Origin of the sequence: Psychrobacillus sp. (genome assembly GCF_032154225.1) — a bacterium.
Lineage (GTDB): Bacteria > Bacillota > Bacilli > Bacillales_A > Planococcaceae > Psychrobacillus.
Genome location: NZ_JALDYF010000015.1, coordinates 1 through 17,372, shown reverse-complemented (window position 1 = coordinate 17,372; position 17,372 = coordinate 1). Strand labels below are relative to the sequence as shown.

Sequence of the window (17,372 nt, the reverse complement as noted above, 5' to 3'; positions counted from 1 at the left end):
AAATGTTTGCTTATAAGTATAAAAGGTTAATGGAGGATTTTATAAATGAAATAATTACTGTTGAAGATTTTGAACGTGACTACCTATATACATTTAAAAACGAGACAGAAAGAATGGGTAACACGCTATTCGAAGTCTTAAATGGAGTTTTTGAAGCAGTTGATTGTTATTGGCACGAATGCCTTCCTGGACAAGAAACTGCCTTTGAAATTTCCGAACAACAACTAAGAAGAGAAGTAAGTGATGCATTGGTTAAATTAAATAGTTTAATGAATAACCCTTAAAGTTTTTTTGAACTAACGCAGCAGTTTAGTTCAATAAGAAGAGGAAAATAAAAGGAGTAAGTGATGGAAACTAAAATGTTGTATTATAAAATATTCGAAAAGAAAGTGGAACCTGTCGATTATGTTAATTGGGCTATCAAAATGTTAGAAAATAGTGATACATCTACATCCCTAAATATACTTTCTTCCCTAAGTGAAACTCTAAATATTTTTGAGGTAGAAGATTATTTTTATAGGGCAGTAAGAGAATTAGGTATGGAAGAACCTTCACAGGTTGAGTGTTCTAAGTATTACTTCTGGTATTTGCTAAAACAAATAATAGATAATGAATCTAATGCAATTAACTATGCATATGAAATTTATCAGGTAGTTCGTGAAGAATTTGTTAGCGAAGAATTAAATGTATGGTATGAGATTAGTGAAATGATAGGCGACTATCGATATGGCGATAATGTAGAGGGAATTACAAGGGAATCTCTAATTACAACCATCGTAAAAGAAGCGAAAAAACAATTAAAATGTAACTTCTTATTGAACTAACGGGTGCTTTACTTCAATAAGGAGTAAAGCCTTTTTTACTAACGCAGCAGTTTAGTGCAACAAGGAGTACCTTCAAAATTATGGGGATTTACAACGCTAAGTTAAGAAAAGCTACCAAACGACGCTTTGGTAGCTTTTTTCTTCTACTCCCATGAAAGAACATTATAATCTTTCATTTTCTGTGGTGAAGTGGTGATTCTTGTGCTTCATGGATGGCTAACGGGGCAAATTAGCGTAATAAGCATTAACTAGAATGTTATAAAGAAAGTACGACACCTTCATAAAAAGAGTGTTTTTTATTGTCTGTAAAATATTGGTGCTAAACAAGGGGGTTCAAATCTAAATTTTTAGTCCGAAAAAGTCTTTAAAGCCAGATTTTCCTCGGGGAGTAATAATGATTTCTCGAGAATTTGCTTTAGTTTCTATCCAACCCAATTCAATATACCTTTCAAATAAACCATTTCCTAAAGCACCCCCTATATGATGAGTACGTTCACTCCAGTCAAGACACGCATGAGAAAAAGAACGACGCTTTTTAGATAAACCAACTAAATCTACTCCTAAGTCTCTAAAAAAGAGTTCTCCCTTTGCTGTTACAATAAATTTGTTATTGTTTCTCTCTATATATCCTGCCTCTTGCATTAAATTTGTTATGTTAACACCTACACGTCCAGCTAAATGGTCATAACAAGTTCTTGCATTTTCTAATCGTTTTAATTGACTAGATTGGGTTAAAGATCGAACTTCAGGTGGAGGAGATATGGACATAAATATCTCCAGGGTATTTGCTACCTCGTCATTTGCTAATCGAAAATATCGAAACCGTCCATTTTTTTCACAAATTACAAGGTTATTTTCTTCTAGTTTTGCAAGGTGAAAACTAGCTGTTTGGGGTTTAATGGAAGCCATATATGCTAGTTCACTTGCTGTATGGAATTTCCCATCCATTAAAGCTGCCAGTATGGCTGCTCTTGACTTTTCTGTTAGCAGAGCAGTCAGTGCTGAAATATTCGGATATGTACTCATTTTGAACACCTCTGTAATCCATACTTCGATGAATATCGTATTATATTGCCTTTATAATAATACTAAAGAAACCTCTTCGCAAGTGAGGTGGAAATTTTTAATTTTAAAGGAAAATTTGATTGGGAGGTTCGGTATATATGAAAAAATCTATCTTTTTTACATTAGTTATATTAACTACTTTTTTAATGGGTTCATCTTTTGCCATAGGTAAGATAGGATTAATCTACTCTTCTCCTTTGTTATTGGCTGGAATACGTTTCTTTTTGGCAGGATTTATTATGGCTATTATCGTGAAGGTACTAAAAAGAACACACCCTAGTGGTATGAAAAATTGGGGAAGAGCGGCGATTATAGGAACTTTACAAACGGCAGGAGTAATGGGATGTATATTTCTAAGTCTAAGAACTATAACAGCCAGCGAATCTTCCATTTTAACTTTTATGAATCCGTTACTAGTCATTATTTTGGGAACTGTTTTTATGGGAAACCGTTATAGATGGTATCAATGGATTGGAGTTGTTTTAGGCTTCATAGGTGTAGGAATTACGTTAGGAGGAATAAATGATTTTAGAATAGGTATAGCGTTTGGTGCAGCTTCATCTGTTTTTTGGGCTATTTCCACGTTATTAGTTAATAGATGGGGAGAACATTTTGACACATGGGTACTTTCTGCATATCAAATGCTATTTGGCGGGGGCATTCTTATATTTTTAAGTCTATTACTTGAAGAACCATTCTTTCATATTAATAAACATTCATTACTTATTCTCTTATGGTTAAGCATAATGTCTTCTATTGTTCAATTTGCGGTTTGGTATTTCCTTTTACAGAAGGGCGATCCAGGTAAAACAAGTTCTTATTTATTTTTAGCTCCATTTTTTGGTGTTTTGACTGGAAGTTTATTGCTAAATGAACCTATATCTTCTTCTCTTATAGCTGGGGGAATATTTATTTTGATCGGTATCTATCTTGTAAATAACAATTATAAAAAAGATGTGGTAGACAATTCTGGCTATCTTCTAAATAAAACAAAGTAATAAAAAATTTACATTGAAGTGCCAGCAAAGATAAATGGATATGGAATGAGAGTCTTCTTTTGAATGGAAAAGTTAAAGTTGAATAAGTAAGACATCACATTCTTTATAGGAGCAGAGCGATATACTTATAATTTAAAAGGACAAGTTTGTAAAGAAACGATTTCTTTAATACAACAAAGATTATAACGTATACATAAATAAACTTAATAACGTTCCCAAATGAAAGATTGGAAATACACCAAACAGCCACGAATGTTTTGAAATCAACGTTCGTGGCTGTTCTTATGAACATTGTTTATGCGTTGTTTTATGCACTCTTGTTAAAAGTCAGTAATAGCAAAGGTTTTGAAGTATTTGAAGTAATGTTGCACCATCGTCTTTGATGAATAAAATCGTGTCTAAAAATTGAAGCCTTATCTTTGTAAATCCGCATAAGTCTGAATATCCCCCTTATTGTGCTAACGGGTGCTTTACTTTAAGAAGGAATGGAGTATTTTGTTATTGAATTAAAGCTATTGGTTATTCAAAAGAAGGGGGGATTTAAATGATGCTTGGTATATTCTTTGGAATTCCGGTGCTAATTATGGGGTTTAGCTACCTAATGAAAAAGGATTACTTTTTACCTGAAAAAACTAAAGTTCTTTTAGGAGAGGAAAAGTTTCAGTCTTATCAGAAAGGGTTAATTTTTCCTTATTTATTTTTAGGAATGTGAATGATTTGTATGACAATAGTTGAGATGAAGAAAATTCTTCAATCATCTTCATTTATCGCTTTATATCTTATATTATTAATTATTCCTATTATAATGTTTATTGCAAACAACAAAAAAATACTGGTCGTTATTGGTTTTGGGTAAATGGCTTCAAGTAAAGTGGAAATATAAAATATTTCTATTTCAACTAACGGGTGCTTTACTTCAATAAGGAGTAAAGCGTTTTTCTTATTGATCTAAAGTAGCAGTTTAGTTGAACAAGGATATTGAAAAAGTGTGGTTAAAAAGGGGTGTAGTTTTGGAGAAATTAGAAAATGCTGAATTAGATTTAGAATATAAAGTTTTTGGCACGGGGGAGAAGATTCTCCTTATAGAAATAGGAATAGGAAGTTCAATTTACAACTGGTTTCCCTTTGTTAAAAACATAATGAAAGACTTTACTATAATTATGTATCACAGGGCTGGTTATGGTAGTAGTATGATTTCAAAAAATCCAAGGACAACTAAAAATATATCATACGAGTTAAACAAATTTATTGAGTCATTAGGTATAAAGGAAAAGGTCACTATAATGGGACATTCTTTTGGAGGACTATGTGCATTACATTATGTAATGCTTTTCCCAGATAAAGTTAATGGACTAATTTTATTGGATTCAACTTCACCAAATTTTAATCGTTTATATAATCTTGATATTCCAGTAATGAATTCTCTAATATCAATAGACCAAATGGTACAAAGTAATCTGGACAATTCATATAAATCAAAAGAGGAACTTAGAAATCTTTATAATCAGTCAATTGATGATTGTCACGTCATACTTACCAAGAATGAAGTGATTAGATTTGAGGAATTTATCACTAATCCTAATATGTTTAAAACTGTTGCAGAAGAGTTCCAAAACTGGGAATCAAGTAGTGAAAGTATAAAAGAACTTGGTGAGTTCCCTAACATTCCACTAACAGTTATAGCAAGAGACATAGAGGCTTCGGTTAATGCCTTTGTTCAATATAATATTCCAGAAGAAGAGGCAGTAAAATATGAAAAGGTTTGGAGAGAACTGCAAATAGGATTATCTCAATTATCTACTAAAGGAGAACTTATCATAGCAGACCATAGTGACCATGGTATTCATCTCGATAGACCTGATATAGTAATTCAGGGTTTAAAAAGATTTTTATAGAAATTACTGAAATCGTTGATAGATTGTGAATGATTGTACTTAAACTAACGGGTGCTTTACTTCAATAAGGAGTTGAGCATTTTTTACTAACGCAGCAGTTTAGTTTAAGAAGCTATCTTATTTGCAAAGGATTATTGGATTGTTTTGAAGAAGAAGTAAGAAAGCGACGACATAACATTTTGGAGGCTATTAATGATTAATGACTTGTGGTTTACAATTAAACAATTGGATGAAAATTCATACGCAATCAGTGAATACGGACATTGGGAGAAAGTACATTCATTTTTATTATTGGGTACAGAGAAAGCGGTACTAATCGATACAGGACTTGGAATCGATAATATAAAAAGAATAACAGACCAATTAACTACTTTACCAATTGAAGTCATCACTACTCATGTTCACACTGACCATATCGGAAGTCATGAACAATATGAAATAATTTATGTCCATGAAAGCGATAAAGATTGGTTAGTGAATGGAATTAAAGGCTTGTCAATAGAACAAATAAGAAAAGATATTAGTAGAGATATAACATTGCCTACACCAGAAACGTTTAATCCCGATAAATATCAACCATTTCAAGGTGAACCTACAGGCTTATTGAAAGATGGCGATGTAATTGAATTGGGGAATAGAAGATTAATTATTTATCATACTCCAGGGCATTCTCCTGGTCATATATCCATTTTCGATGAAACAAACGGGTATTTGTTTACGGGAGATTTACTTTATGATGAAACCCCTATATATGCTTTTTATCCTTCTACAAATCCTTATGATTTAGTAAATTCATTGGAAAGAATATCAGAGATTCCAAACGTTTCGATGGTTTATGGTTCACATAACACTTTAGGGCTTGAGCCAAAAATTTTAAAGGAAGTAAAAAATGCAGTTAAGTTTTTGAGAGAAAATGAATTAACTAAATTTGGTACAGGTATTCATAAATTCAATGGATTTAGTGTGCATTTTTAACCGTACTTATTTCACTAACGGTGTGCTTTAGTAAAGATACGAAAATCTAAATACAATGAGCTTGGAGATGCATTTCCCAGCTCGTTTTTTATGTGCATTTTAAATCATCCTTTACCTTTAACATAGCTTTTTTAAATAGGGAAGGATTTAATGAAGTAGATGTACCAGATTTAATCGGTAGTAAGGTGAACTCTAATACATCTAATTGAATTATAGTTTGTCCACCATCAGCACTCACCACATTGTGAAGCGGTGGCTTGGCTGGAGTTAGTTTAATATTTATGAAAAGATCAAACTTAAATTTAGAGGGTTTGGTCTTTTTTAATGAAGAGTGAAGTAATGACGTTTTATTAGATTGAGAAATAGAGTGATATTTGAAGATATTTTCAAGCACTTTCCTATATAACGGATAAGCTGTACGAACAGACAAGCTAGTTCAGGAGCCAATCAAACTATAATTAATTTCAAAGTTAACATAAAAAAAGCATGGCTAGGAGGTTTAGCACCTTATTAGCTATGCTTTTTAAATTATTTAAAATTAATCGAAATGGTGCCATAAAATGACGTCTTTAATAGCAGCGCGGGCTTTTTCAAAATCCGACAGTTCTATACATTGAACGAACGTATGTATAGAATGGTGGTAAGATTCGAGAAGTTCTATTTTCCATTTTGTCTGTGCAGCAACGTTTGTAACGAAAATCGTTTCGTTAAAGAATCGTAGCATTGCAATATTGTTTGTAACTTCGAAAAACAGTTTTAACAAGTGAGCTAACGAAAGGACATATTCGTAAATATTTTCAGCAGATTTTTTTTGCTTCATCTCTTCAAAACGAAGTAACAATTCGCTTTGTATATCACTTGTCCATTTTGGTTCACACTTTGTAAGTGCAACATCTAATAGGGCATAAAGTGTTTCTAAATAATCTTTCAACTCCTGGTCAGAGATTGTCTTTACCCTTACTCCTTTATGCTGTACCTTTTCCACTACACCATCTTTTTGTAACAAGTAAAGAGCTTCACGCACAGGTGCATGACTTACTTGTAACTCCTTTGCGATTTCCGCTTCTACTAAGCGCTGACCTTGTTCATAGTAACCAGAAAATATACGAAATAATAATTTTTCTGCTATTTGGTCCGAAATTGTTTTTTTCGAAATAGGATTTTCATTAACCCCCATTAAACCACTCCAATAAACTTATTATCGTTTATTTTAACATATTTCAGTGTAGAGATGTGGTAGCTAAAATTGTTATTGAAAGTATTGTCAAATGTTTATACAAAAAAACGGATGTGGAAAACTGCTTGTTTCCACATCCGTTTTTATTTTTGCTGTCTAAAGCAAGAGAGTTATTTAAAGAAAACAATATTTATTCGTTCAATACTACAAACAAAATGATTAATTGTAGATCATACCGCCATCAGTTAAGATGTTTTGACCAGTAATGTAGTCTGCTTTTGATGACGCTAAGAATGATACTAAATGAGCTACATCTTCAGTAGTTTGAGGACGGCCTAATGCGATACCTTGAGTGAATTTCTCGAAAGCTTCACCTTTTTTCGTACCCATATGCTCCATCATTTTTTCGTCAAGGCGTTCCCACATACCTGTTCCTACGATACCAGGGCAATAAGAGTTTACATTGATTTTGAATGGTGCAAGTTCTTTTGCGGCAGTTTGAGTTAACCCTTTAACTGCGAACTTTGTAGCTGAATATACACCTAACATTTCGAAGCCTTGTTGACCTGCAATCGAACAAGCGTTAATGATTTTACCGCCAGTACCTTGTTTTTTCATTTGGTTAGCAGCAGCTTGAATACCGTAAATTACACCTTTAATATTTACATCTAAAGTAAAGTCTACAGCTTTAGGATCTACGGCTGTTAAAGGAGCAACTTGTCCTTCTACACCTGCATTGTTAATAAATACATCAAGGTTACCGAATGTGATTACAGCGTGTTGAACTAAGCCTTCTTGATCTTCTGGTTTAGTTACGTTACCTACGAATGAAGTTACGTTAACTCCTTGATCTTTAAACTCTTGTTCTGTTGCTTTTAAAACTTCTTCGTTTAAGTCGCTTAGTACGATAGCGAAGCCGTCTTTTGCTAATTGCACAGCAATACCTTTACCAATACCTTGTGCAGAACCTGTGATTACAGCTACTTTTTGATTACTCATGGATATATCCTCCCCAAAATAAAAAATATGATGTTATAAGATTACATAACTAAAAACTACTCGATAATCGACATAATGGGCAAATTATTAACTATTGCTAAAGTAAAACTTTAATACATAAAATATTATCGATAATCTATAACATCTAAATAGTAATATAGAATGACTATATTTTCAATTGTTTTGTTTCACTGCAATTGTTAAAATAATACCTATTAATTAACTTACCAAATTTTCTTAATCTTTATTTTTTTTGAAATTTAATTTATGTTAGGTAAAAGTGAACGGTTAAAGGATAAACTCTTTTTACGTAATTTAAAATGAGTAAGGCGATTCTACTACATCTTCTTGTTTGAAATTGTCCATGCTCAGCACTCATGGCATTGGGAAGCTGTGGCGTGGTTGGAATTAGTATAATGAAAAAAGAACGAATTCCCGATGTGGAATTCGTTTTTTTGTTGAAGTTATTGAACTAACGCAGAAGTTTAGTTCAATAAGCAGATATGTATTTTTTGAATTAAAAATGTAACTTATTCTCTTCTTAATCGTATAAAATTTAAGGGGGATAAACATATTCGATATAACATAATTTTATATATTTCAATTTGTTTGATGCAAATTATAATTTTAACTAATATAACTCTTTTTGGTGGACAATGGAACGGAATTACTATGTGGTTATGTACAGCCATATTTATTTTCTCTTCCACAGTATTTGGTTTAAGTAGAAAAAATAAAAATCAATGATTTGATGAAAAATAAACAAGTAGTTTTGGTAAACTAACGGTGCACTTTAGTAAAAGAGAATGGCGTTGCCATAGGTAACTCTTTTTCTTATTGAACTAACGCCGCAGTTTAGTGGAAGAAGAGGTAATATAATATTCCATTTAATTGTTAAAGGAAGTGAAAAAATGTTAATGTATTATGCGATACTAATTACTGGGGTTTTGTTATTAATAGTTGCAGTATTTACATTTATTGCTATGTATAGTGGTAAAGATTACACAATATTAAATGTAGGTAAAATCCTTGTAGCCTTATCACTTGGTGTTTTATGTTTAGTGATTACTCTCCCAAGCCTTAAATATGTTGTGCTAAAGGAATATGATGTCGTCAGTGGGAAATGTGTTATCGAAATAGATTCATCAGGTCGTACTTCTGAAGCGGACTTTAAAATGCTTAATACAGATGAAGTGTTTAGTTTCAGAGATATTCCTGCACTTGATGCTTATGGAAAGTCAATCCCTTATTATTGTGAGGTGACAGTTACAAAAGACCATATGTTTGAAATTAGTTATAAAATATATGATGCTAAAACACGAAAGTTAATATTAACAAGTAAATAGCCTATGTTTACAGTTATAAATAAAAAAAGATGTAATTACCTTCTTTTTACCCTTGATAGATACTTCAGTTTGTAAATAAATGTTGTTAAACTAACGGGTGCTTTAGTAGAACAAGGGGCACCATTTAGAGAAGCTTTTCACGGTAAACTAACTATGCAGGTTTATTTAATAAAAAGGAGGTCTTTTATGAATAAAAGTTTATTGCTTCCACTATTATCATCATTAGGAACAATGGTATTACTTTATGTAATAGGCTTTATATTTAATATAGCTGCATTAGAGTTCAAAGTGTTTCAAAATGAGCCATTAAAAGACGGTTCGATTCTTGATGCAGAAATTGCATTACTTCCAATTGCTATCGGGTTAGTAGTTGGATTTAGTGTGGAACGAATCGTTAAAATAAGAAACAAGAAATTGAACTAACGGGTGCTTTACTTCAAGAAGGAGTAAAGCCTTTTTTCTTTATGAACTATAGGGTAGTGAAACAATTTTAAAGTTAATTCGTAAATGTATTAAAGTTCTAAGGAGGTAATATACATGAAAATAGAAATTGAAGTTAAAGCATTTGGAGGAATTGAAGTTCAGGGTATAGAAGACGCTTTTAAAGGTGTTGAACTAATGGGTGTACATAAACTTTCTAAAGATACAACACTAGGTGAAATAGAAACTCTATTATCTACGTTATTTGAAGAAGTTGAAAGTGGTTATAACAATCCAGAGCAGTGTGTTGGGAAAATCACGATTCGTGCAAAAAAAGAAAATGGCGAAATTGTATATTTAGGTTAGATGGTTTGTTTAACTAACGAGTGCTTAGTTTAACAAGGAAATTTAATACTTTACTTGAAGATACTTTAAGGAGGTTAATATTAATATGAAAAAAACATTTGAAGTTATGCACGATGGTCACCATATTCAAGTGGTGAACAGCTGGTTTTCAGGAGAAAAGCTATATGTAAACGGACAATTACAGGATGAAAATCTTGGACTTGCTTTAAGAGCTATTTTAAATGGTGAACTAAAAAGTAATGATGAAAGAAAAAGTATTAAAGTAGCTATGGGTGGTTTTTTTAAAATTAACTGTAGGATTTTTGTAGAAAATAACTTAATTTATCCTAATAAGAAGAAATAATATAAGTTATTCTTATTTCACTAACGGGTGCTTTACTTCAATAAGGGGTAGAGCCTTTTTTACTAACGAAGCAGTTTAGTGAAAGAAGACCATTTGAGAATGAGGGGGATTTTATGAAAAAAGGAAAACTACCACTTGTTATTGCCATAGCTTCGGTTTCTGGTGGAGGAAAAACGACAATAGCGACACACCTAAACGAAAGATTACAAAATTCTAAAACACTTTTTTTTGATGACTATGATTTTGATGGTCCTGATGACATTATAGATTGGGTTGACAATGGAGCTAATTATGACGAGTGGAACTTGGCTCCTTTTATTAGGGATTTAGAGACGTTACTTACTGAATCGCTAGATTACATTGTGCTGGACTTTCCGTTTGCTTATAAACACTCTAAAACAAGTAAATTCATTGATTTAGCTGTGTTTATTGATACTCCTTTGGATATCGCAATGGCACGTCGAGTAACTAGAGATTTTAAGAATAATTCTGTTGAGAATATTTTGATGGATATGAAAAATTATATTTCGCAAGGAAGACGGGGTTATCTTGAGATGTTAATAACGATAAAACCAAATTCTGAAATCATTGTCGATGGGACTTTATCCATATCTGAAATTGTAAATATTATCTCTAATAGTTTGGAGTAAATAGGAAAAACTTGATTTAATACGACTACTTTCTTGGTGGTTGGTAATTGTGCTAACTGGTGCTTTACTTCAAGAAAAAGTAAAGCCTTTTTTACTAACGGGGCAGGTTAGTGAAACAAGAGGATCAATGAGTGATAGGATAATTATTAGATAGGAGGAATAAAATGGGTAAGAAAGAAATCTTGCTTGTGGGAACGTTTCATTTCGAAGCATTGCAACAAGTAATAGAGGGAAAAGGAGAAGAAGTTCTAGAAATAGTCGACTTCTTAAGTGAATATAAACCAACAAAGATTGCCGTTGAGTATGAAAGAAAAGAACAACAACAATTAAATGATTTGTATAAAAAGCAAAATGGGGATTATGCAATAAATGAAATTGAACAATTAGGATTTAGAATTGCCCGAAAACTTCAACATCAAGAAATATTTGCGGTAAATTGGGAAGGTAAGCTCACTCAGGAAGATGTAATAAGTATTAACGAAGCAATTCTAAGTGATTATCCAAATATTAGTGATAAATTCAGTACTTATAGCGAAAAATTAACAGATATTATTTTGAATTCGAATCTATTAAATACATATAAGAAAATAAACGATGAAGCACTAGTTCAAGAAACAGAAAAAATATATCTGTCTTACGTAACTGTTGAAAATAACAATGAATTTATTGGTGTTTCCTATTTAAACAAGTGGATTGAGAGAGAATTAATAATTTTTAAAAACGTTACTGAGATAGCAATTGATACAGAAGAGCGCATTTTACTTATAGTTGGAATGGACCATTTATGGATGCTAAAGAAATTTTTCGAGGGAAATGGTTGGAATGTAATAAATCCATTTCAAAACAGTGTTCATTGATGAAGAAAAAGTAAAGTGTTTCTTCAACTAACGGGTGCTTTACTTCAAGAAGGAGTAGAGCCTTTTTTACTAATGGGGCAGGTTAGTTTATGAAGAAAATGGGAGTGAAACGATAGATGATTAATAGTATTGTTAGATTTATTGGTATACTTATGGTTGCTAGTCCAGTTCTCTTGTATGGACAAAATATTGTTGGCGAAAAAGCGGCTATTATGATTCTTATTGTAGGTATAATAATTACATTTTTATTTAGAAAAAATAAAAAATAAAAAATACAAAGTAAACGATGAAGTAAACTATGGACACATTTCGACCATAACGTGTAATAAATGAGAAAGTGCTTATTCAACTAACGGGTGCTTTAGTAAAAAACAATATCAAAGTAAAATGAGCCAGGAGAAAATATCCTAGCTCATTTATTATGTGTATTTAAAATCAACCTTTACCTTTAACATAACTTTTTATTAATAGAATTCCAGAAAAATATTTCTCTTTCTTATATAAGTTGTTGGTTATAGAAAAAAGACCATAAAGGTCTTTTTTAGTACTTAAGGTAAATATTTTTCTTCTATCATGAACAGTTTATTAGCATCATCATAAAGAAACGCAAAAAGCGCTCCTTTTTTATTTGCTATATTTTCAATTGAAGTAACTGATAGCTCAGTTCCGTTCAACACATACAACTGAACATTATCTCCCACAATGACTATAACTTTCCCTACTTCTTTATTTGCAACATAAAAACCAACATCATGTGAGTTATCAATAACAAACTCAGCAAAGTCCACTGTTAATTGGTTTCCAGCATTCGTTTTTTCGATGTTGGTAACGTACCCCACTTTTTCTGCTGAGTCATAATAAGATTTAAGGTAGTCCTCTTCTGAAATGTCATCCATCGGTTCGCCATCTTCTACGCTACCTGTAGCTGGCGTCACTTCTTTTGGTTCATCTTTCGCTACTTTCTTCGTCGTACCAGATTCAACAGTTGTTGTTTCTTTTGGAGTTTCTTTTTCTACCACCACTGTGTCCTCTTTTTTATTGCTTTGTTCTACCACATCTACCGTTTCGTCACTACAACCTGCAGCAATTAGTAAAACCATGGGTATAACCATTAAACCTTTTTTCATATTATCCCCTACTTTCTATAATAATTATTCTCACTTATAATTAGATTCATCCAAACCTAATATTTTCTTTTTATAATGGCTATGTTAAAGGCTAGGGTTGATTTTTCGTGAGATTGTTTTGTTTGTGAAATGTTACACTTAAACTAACGGTGCAGTTTAGTTGAACAAGAAAAAAATGGGGGTGTAGTGATTTGAACAATTCATGGAATAAAATTATTTATAAGATTGGTTCTCCAATTTATGATAAGTTTTTTAATTCAGGTATATTTCTAAGTGCTCGAAAACAAATATTCCAAACAATCCCATTCGATAATAAACAAAAAATCTTGTTTGTTGGTGTAGGAACGGGTGCTGATTTAGAGTTAATCAATTTTTCTAACTTAGATATAACAGCAATTGATTACTCGCCAGATATGCTTGGAAAGGCAAAAATAAAGTTCAAGGATACTACGATAAAATTTTTGGAAATGGATGCTCAAAATATGGATTTTGACAACGATTCCTTCGACTATGTGGTAGCAAGTCTTATCCTTTCGGTTGTACCTGATGCTAATAAGTGTTTCCAAGAAATCACAAGGGTTTTAAAACACGAAGGAAAAATAATCATTTTTGATAAATTTGCACCTAAAAATAAAAAACTTTCGTTACTAAAGACGATATTAAGACCAATTATTGAAGTATTAGGAACGGACATTGGTCGGAGTTTTGAAGAATTAATCCCTAAAAAAAATAAAAGCATAAAAGTAGAAGAAGATATACCAATTATGATGAATGGAATGTATAGAAAAATAATAATTTCTAAAATAAATTGATTGTTCTTCTTCAACTAACGGGTGCGTTTGTCAAAAGGAGCAACGTCATAATGACGTTACTCCTTTATATATAAAATTATTTCTGATAATACTCTTTCTTTAACCTTCCGCTTAATTGAGCATAGATCCTAGTCGTTTCACTTTTCTCATGCCCCATAAGACTTTGTATGACTTCAATAGGGGCTCCATTATTCATCAAATGAGTTGCGTAGCTGTGTCTAAGTTGATGTGGGTGAATCTCTTTATTAATTTCTGCACGATTAGAGATTCGTTTAATGATGTATCGCATTTGAGCGACACTCATTTTATGTAGTTGTCTTGCTGTGACAAAGATAGCTGAATTATGGTCATAACGACTTTCAATATAGCGTTTAAGCCATATATCACAGCGTGTATTAAAATATACCTCCCTTCCCTTGTCTCCTTTTCCTCTAACAATAGCAGATTGATTGGACCAATTAATATGGTTCTTTTCTAACGCAACTATTTCTCCGATACGACAACCAGTAGAAAACATGAATTCAAAAATCGCTTTTTCCATAGGAGAATGACAAGATTCACGAAGGTGTTCTATCTCCCGTTTCAGTCAAATACTTGGGTATCCGTTTACCTGCTTTGGGTTCTTTAATTTTGGAAGTTGGATTTTTACTCAGGTGGCCTTCTTCATGGGACCAACGGGAAAATTATTTCATAAAGCGGATTCGGTGTGCAAGACTGGCCGGTTTTAAATGTTTGCCGGCTATAGAGAGATATTCCTTCAGTTGATTTGTATCCAGTGATTCTATTTCTCTATACTTAAAATAATCGATTAGTAGCAAAAATTGTAACCCGTAGGCTTTTAACGTTTGTAGTGAAAAGCCCTCTATTCGTTCATCCGCTTCAAACGAGGACCATGCTTTTGACAGTAACAATTCGATTCCCCCTAAAATAGTAATATTAAAAGGATTATTGCCAACTTAATAGAATTATAGACATAGGATGTATTTTAAATAAGAGGTATTTTTAGAAGTGTGTCATGGAGATAATTCAATTTAATGTTCATTAGGGGGAGAGTTGATTTGAAGAAAATAATTACTTTAATATTTACACTAATGCTTTTAACATCTTGTTCAGAAACAACATTCATTGCTTATATATTTAGTGGGGAAAGTGAGCATTGGGAAGCTGAATACACCTATAATGGGACAGAAAAATGGGGAGAAAGAGACGGACAAAAAACTTATGCGAACGAAGATGACTTTAGGTTTATATTAAAATACAAAGGTTCCTTAGAAGAGTTGTCTTCATTACAAAAACTTGAATACTCCTATGAAACCAATAGTGGTCATGGGAGTGGCATTGAAGAGTTTACGGAACCTCCATCATCAGGAACATTCTCGTCTTCAGGTAGTTCAAGAGGCGGGGCAAAAGTACATGAAGATGAAGTTATAAAGGTAAATGTAAAATGGGATGACTTTGAAGAGTCAATTGATCTGCATAATAATAGTAAGTAACTTTGTTGAACGGTGCTTTACTTGAAGATCATTGAGCTACTTAGATAGGTCTTCTCTCTTATTAAACTAACGCAGCAGTTTAGTTTAATAAAGGGTCTACTCTTATCTTGTTAAAGTAAGGCATTAGTAAGAAATCTTTAGCAGCCATCAGTAGTAAGTTTAAGATGATTAAATACGATTTTTTTACAGGGAAGACAAAAGGGGGAATATCGAAAAGCTGGTTACAAATACCAAGAAGAATCGAGGAGATTAAATAAATGAGTAAACCTGTAATTCGAACTTATAAAGATTCAAGTGATTTAAAACGAATGCAGAAACTTACACAAGCTATATGGACACTGGAATCTAATTACCATATTGGCGATTTAGCTTGGCAACGCCATCGACACGCTGGGCGTGAAGATGAATGGATTACTGCAATTTGGGAGATGGATGAAAAACCAGTGGCTTGGGGATGGGTAAAACTACCTGGCAGTTTAATGTTTCAAGTTGACCCTAATTTCACTGAATTATCCAAGGATGTAATTAGTTGGTTTAAAAAAATAACTGAAACCAATGAACAAAGGGTAACCGTTCTTGAAACGGAGTCTCATCTTATTTCAGCCTTAGAAGATTCTTTATTCAACCCATTAGAAGAAACTCCTGAAGTCCTCTCAAAAATTTCATTAGATAGTTGTCATTTCCCTGTAAATTTGCCAAATGAATTTAAAGCACGACATATCAAGGGGGGCGGGGATTTAACAAATAGAGTGGGAGTACAGAGGGCTTCATTCTCGGGATCAAGAGTCACAGAAGAAAGCTACCGGAATGTTATGAATACATATCCTTACGATTCTTCTCTTGATTGGGTAATAGAATCCCCTAATGGTGAGTTCGCAGCATTTTGTTTAATTTGGTTTGATGAAATTAATAAAGTAGGTTTACTGGAGCCTGTGGGAACGGATCCGAGATTTTGGAGAATGGGATTAGGCAGTTCCGTTTGTAAGCTAGCTCTTAATGCTTTGCGTGATAAGGGAGCAAACACGGCCATTGTTGTTTGTACTTCTCCTAAAACATATGAATTTTACAAGTCTATTGGGTTTGAACCATTTGCTCAAACAAAATCATTTCATCGTCTTAAAAATTCTTTATAAACTTCGCTTTTCTTCTTCAACTAGAGGGTGCTTTACTTCAATAAGAAGTAAAGCTTTTTTACTAACGGTGCAGTTTAGTTGAAGAATCTTTTGTGTGATAATGGTAGCAAAAAAAGAGAAGAGGTGGAAAAATTTAATGGGTATCGGATTAATCATACTAGGAATTCTTATTTTACTTTTAAGTTTTTTTACACCAATTGGAATTGGTCAAGCCTTATTAATTTCTATTATTCTAATTATTATGGGGCTAATACTATTTAGAAAAAGAAAACAATGATTGCTTTTAAGCTATTCTTGTTCAACTAGCGCAACGTTTTAGTTGAATAAGAAAATCCTTTAAAATGATTGTATTTTTAAGTTCGAATATACTGTCAATAAAGGAGAGATAAGTTTGATTTGGTTAATAATTCTTATTATTCTTTTTATTATTATCGCCTTTGCTTTATTAGTTGACAGGAGAAATAAGAAAATTAATAACAATAGTTAGAAAGCAGTTAATTCAAATGCAAAACCAGGAGAAAGTTCTAACTAAATGATGGGAGACAATAGATATACAAATGGAGAATAGCTGGCTTAATTTACAGAGTTTGTGAAGAGATGTACTTAAACTAACAGGGGCTTTACTTCAATAAGAAAAACAAAAAATACCGCTCAATAATTGAGGCAATGAAAAGTATTTAAAATTATATATTACCTCTTTACAGCATGGATAAAATGGACTGTCTCAAAAGCACATAAATAATCTGTACGATCTCTAAAGAAAAGTTCCTGTATTGCATTAGGTGTCAAATGTTCTTAAATAAGCAAACCTGATTCTTCTAACATGGTTTGAATTTCGTTATTTGTGAACCTGGATTTCATCGATTCGCCACTTGCTGAAGCCATTTTAACC

At 32.4% G+C, this 17,372-nt stretch carries 21 protein-coding genes and 1 pseudogene; 17 read left to right on the top strand and 5 right to left on the bottom strand.

The window, feature by feature from the left end:
* Window positions 1–2: 2 nt before the first annotated feature.
* Both RUH95_RS16280 and RUH95_RS16275 read left to right on the top strand, forming a co-directional pair.
* Window positions 3–284, top strand: a complete 282-nt coding sequence (locus RUH95_RS16280) for a colicin immunity domain-containing protein (RefSeq protein WP_313893953.1) — start codon at window positions 3–5, stop codon at window positions 282–284.
* Window positions 285–347: 63 nt separating this feature from the next.
* Window positions 348–824 carry a hypothetical protein gene (locus tag RUH95_RS16275; protein WP_313893952.1) on the top strand — a complete coding sequence of 159 codons (477 nt, stop codon included), beginning with the start codon at window positions 348–350 and terminating at the stop codon, window positions 822–824.
* A 339-nt stretch (window positions 825–1,163) separates the two neighbouring features.
* Here the strand turns inward: RUH95_RS16275 and RUH95_RS16270 are convergent, their stop codons facing one another.
* Window positions 1,164–1,850, bottom strand: coding sequence for an ArsR/SmtB family transcription factor (locus RUH95_RS16270; protein WP_313893951.1), 687 nt, complete (start codon window positions 1,848–1,850; stop codon window positions 1,164–1,166).
* 137 nt (window positions 1,851–1,987) lie between these two features.
* Between RUH95_RS16270 and RUH95_RS16265 the strand changes: the two genes are divergently transcribed.
* The 4 genes from RUH95_RS16265 to RUH95_RS16250 all read left to right on the top strand — a co-directional run bounded on the left by RUH95_RS16265 (window position 1,988) and on the right by RUH95_RS16250 (window position 5,757).
* Window positions 1,988–2,887 (top strand): DMT family transporter, encoded by a 900-nt coding sequence (locus RUH95_RS16265; protein ID WP_313893950.1) that lies wholly within the window; start codon window positions 1,988–1,990, stop codon window positions 2,885–2,887.
* Between the two features lie 544 nt (window positions 2,888–3,431).
* Window positions 3,432–3,599, top strand: a complete 168-nt coding sequence (locus tag RUH95_RS16260; RefSeq protein WP_313893949.1) for a hypothetical protein — start codon at window positions 3,432–3,434, stop codon at window positions 3,597–3,599.
* 253 nt (window positions 3,600–3,852) lie between these two features.
* Entirely contained in the window at window positions 3,853–4,782 is a 930-nt protein-coding gene (locus RUH95_RS16255) for an alpha/beta fold hydrolase (protein WP_313893948.1), read from the top strand.
* 192 nt (window positions 4,783–4,974) lie between these two features.
* Window positions 4,975–5,757, top strand: coding sequence for an MBL fold metallo-hydrolase (locus tag RUH95_RS16250; RefSeq protein ID WP_313893947.1), 783 nt, complete (start codon window positions 4,975–4,977; stop codon window positions 5,755–5,757).
* Window positions 5,758–6,295: 538 nt separating this feature from the next.
* On the opposite strand, the gene RUH95_RS16245 is transcribed toward RUH95_RS16250, so the two are convergent.
* Window positions 6,296–6,934 carry a GntR family transcriptional regulator gene (locus tag RUH95_RS16245; RefSeq protein WP_313893946.1) on the bottom strand — a complete coding sequence of 213 codons (639 nt, stop codon included), beginning with the start codon at window positions 6,932–6,934 and terminating at the stop codon, window positions 6,296–6,298.
* 219 nt (window positions 6,935–7,153) lie between these two features.
* On the bottom strand, window positions 7,154–7,933 hold the full coding sequence (locus RUH95_RS16240; RefSeq protein WP_313893945.1) for an acetoin reductase: 780 nt from the start codon (window positions 7,931–7,933) through the stop codon (window positions 7,154–7,156).
* 911 nt (window positions 7,934–8,844) lie between these two features.
* Between RUH95_RS16240 and RUH95_RS16235 the strand changes: the two genes are divergently transcribed.
* From RUH95_RS16235 to RUH95_RS16205, 7 genes are all read left to right on the top strand, one after another.
* Window positions 8,845–9,279, top strand: coding sequence for a hypothetical protein (locus RUH95_RS16235; protein ID WP_313893944.1), 435 nt, complete (start codon window positions 8,845–8,847; stop codon window positions 9,277–9,279).
* Between the two features lie 186 nt (window positions 9,280–9,465).
* Window positions 9,466–9,702, top strand: coding sequence for an ATPase (locus RUH95_RS16230; RefSeq protein WP_313893943.1), 237 nt, complete (start codon window positions 9,466–9,468; stop codon window positions 9,700–9,702).
* 114 nt (window positions 9,703–9,816) lie between these two features.
* Window positions 9,817–10,065: a hypothetical protein gene (locus RUH95_RS16225; RefSeq protein WP_313893942.1), complete on the top strand. Its 249-nt coding sequence runs from the start codon at window positions 9,817–9,819 to the stop codon at window positions 10,063–10,065.
* 85 nt (window positions 10,066–10,150) lie between these two features.
* On the top strand, window positions 10,151–10,408 hold the full coding sequence (locus tag RUH95_RS16220; protein ID WP_313893941.1) for a hypothetical protein: 258 nt from the start codon (window positions 10,151–10,153) through the stop codon (window positions 10,406–10,408).
* Window positions 10,409–10,521: 113 nt separating this feature from the next.
* Complete coding sequence (locus RUH95_RS16215) at window positions 10,522–11,058, top strand: nucleoside/nucleotide kinase family protein (protein WP_313893940.1); 537 nt, start codon at window positions 10,522–10,524, stop codon at window positions 11,056–11,058.
* 164 nt (window positions 11,059–11,222) lie between these two features.
* Entirely contained in the window at window positions 11,223–11,915 is a 693-nt protein-coding gene (locus RUH95_RS16210; protein WP_313893939.1) for a DUF5694 domain-containing protein, read from the top strand.
* A 116-nt stretch (window positions 11,916–12,031) separates the two neighbouring features.
* Entirely contained in the window at window positions 12,032–12,184 is a 153-nt protein-coding gene (locus tag RUH95_RS16205; protein ID WP_313893938.1) for a hypothetical protein, read from the top strand.
* A gap of 279 nt (window positions 12,185–12,463) precedes the next feature.
* On the opposite strand, the gene RUH95_RS16200 is transcribed toward RUH95_RS16205, so the two are convergent.
* On the bottom strand, window positions 12,464–13,042 hold the full coding sequence (locus RUH95_RS16200; protein ID WP_313893937.1) for a hypothetical protein: 579 nt from the start codon (window positions 13,040–13,042) through the stop codon (window positions 12,464–12,466).
* A 191-nt stretch (window positions 13,043–13,233) separates the two neighbouring features.
* Between RUH95_RS16200 and RUH95_RS16195 the strand changes: the two genes are divergently transcribed.
* Window positions 13,234–13,854: a class I SAM-dependent methyltransferase gene (locus RUH95_RS16195; RefSeq protein WP_313893936.1), complete on the top strand. Its 621-nt coding sequence runs from the start codon at window positions 13,234–13,236 to the stop codon at window positions 13,852–13,854.
* Window positions 13,855–13,930: 76 nt separating this feature from the next.
* Here RUH95_RS16195 and RUH95_RS16190 read toward each other — a convergent pair.
* A pseudogene (locus RUH95_RS16190) lies at window positions 13,931–14,765 on the bottom strand (tyrosine-type recombinase/integrase).
* Window positions 14,766–14,912: 147 nt separating this feature from the next.
* On the opposite strand from RUH95_RS16190, the gene RUH95_RS16185 reads away from it, so the two are divergent.
* The 3 genes from RUH95_RS16185 (at window position 14,913) to RUH95_RS16175 (ending at window position 16,757) form a co-directional block, all read left to right on the top strand.
* Window positions 14,913–15,347, top strand: coding sequence for a hypothetical protein (locus RUH95_RS16185; RefSeq protein ID WP_313893935.1), 435 nt, complete (start codon window positions 14,913–14,915; stop codon window positions 15,345–15,347).
* 257 nt (window positions 15,348–15,604) lie between these two features.
* A complete protein-coding gene (locus tag RUH95_RS16180) occupies window positions 15,605–16,480 on the top strand; it encodes a GNAT family N-acetyltransferase (RefSeq protein ID WP_313893934.1) in 876 nt (291 codons plus the stop codon).
* 136 nt (window positions 16,481–16,616) lie between these two features.
* On the top strand, window positions 16,617–16,757 hold the full coding sequence (locus RUH95_RS16175) for a hypothetical protein (protein WP_313893933.1): 141 nt from the start codon (window positions 16,617–16,619) through the stop codon (window positions 16,755–16,757).
* The last annotated feature ends 615 nt before the right edge of the window (window positions 16,758–17,372 follow it).

What these genes read in the sequence shown, in the direction of transcription:
- RUH95_RS16280 (WP_313893953.1), top strand. Translation starts at nt 3, where the DNA reads ATGTTTGCTTATAAGTATAAAAGGTTAATGGAGGATTTTATAAATGAA.
- RUH95_RS16275 (WP_313893952.1), top strand. Translation starts at nt 348, where the DNA reads ATGGAAACTAAAATGTTGTATTATAAAATATTCGAAAAGAAAGTGGAA.
- RUH95_RS16270 (WP_313893951.1), bottom strand. Translation starts at nt 1,850, where the DNA reads ATGAGTACATATCCGAATATTTCAGCACTGACTGCTCTGCTAACAGAA.
- RUH95_RS16265 (WP_313893950.1), top strand. Translation starts at nt 1,988, where the DNA reads ATGAAAAAATCTATCTTTTTTACATTAGTTATATTAACTACTTTTTTA.
- RUH95_RS16260 (WP_313893949.1), top strand. Translation starts at nt 3,432, where the DNA reads ATGATGCTTGGTATATTCTTTGGAATTCCGGTGCTAATTATGGGGTTT.
- RUH95_RS16250 (WP_313893947.1), top strand. Translation starts at nt 4,975, where the DNA reads ATGATTAATGACTTGTGGTTTACAATTAAACAATTGGATGAAAATTCA.
- RUH95_RS16245 (WP_313893946.1), bottom strand. Translation starts at nt 6,934, where the DNA reads ATGGGGGTTAATGAAAATCCTATTTCGAAAAAAACAATTTCGGACCAA.
- RUH95_RS16240 (WP_313893945.1), bottom strand. Translation starts at nt 7,933, where the DNA reads ATGAGTAATCAAAAAGTAGCTGTAATCACAGGTTCTGCACAAGGTATT.
- RUH95_RS16235 (WP_313893944.1), top strand. Translation starts at nt 8,845, where the DNA reads ATGTTAATGTATTATGCGATACTAATTACTGGGGTTTTGTTATTAATA.
- RUH95_RS16230 (WP_313893943.1), top strand. Translation starts at nt 9,466, where the DNA reads ATGAATAAAAGTTTATTGCTTCCACTATTATCATCATTAGGAACAATG.
- RUH95_RS16225 (WP_313893942.1), top strand. Translation starts at nt 9,817, where the DNA reads ATGAAAATAGAAATTGAAGTTAAAGCATTTGGAGGAATTGAAGTTCAG.
- RUH95_RS16220 (WP_313893941.1), top strand. Translation starts at nt 10,151, where the DNA reads ATGAAAAAAACATTTGAAGTTATGCACGATGGTCACCATATTCAAGTG.
- RUH95_RS16215 (WP_313893940.1), top strand. Translation starts at nt 10,522, where the DNA reads ATGAAAAAAGGAAAACTACCACTTGTTATTGCCATAGCTTCGGTTTCT.
- RUH95_RS16210 (WP_313893939.1), top strand. Translation starts at nt 11,223, where the DNA reads ATGGGTAAGAAAGAAATCTTGCTTGTGGGAACGTTTCATTTCGAAGCA.
- RUH95_RS16205 (WP_313893938.1), top strand. Translation starts at nt 12,032, where the DNA reads ATGATTAATAGTATTGTTAGATTTATTGGTATACTTATGGTTGCTAGT.
- RUH95_RS16200 (WP_313893937.1), bottom strand. Translation starts at nt 13,042, where the DNA reads ATGAAAAAAGGTTTAATGGTTATACCCATGGTTTTACTAATTGCTGCA.
- RUH95_RS16180 (WP_313893934.1), top strand. Translation starts at nt 15,605, where the DNA reads ATGAGTAAACCTGTAATTCGAACTTATAAAGATTCAAGTGATTTAAAA.
- RUH95_RS16175 (WP_313893933.1), top strand. Translation starts at nt 16,617, where the DNA reads ATGGGTATCGGATTAATCATACTAGGAATTCTTATTTTACTTTTAAGT.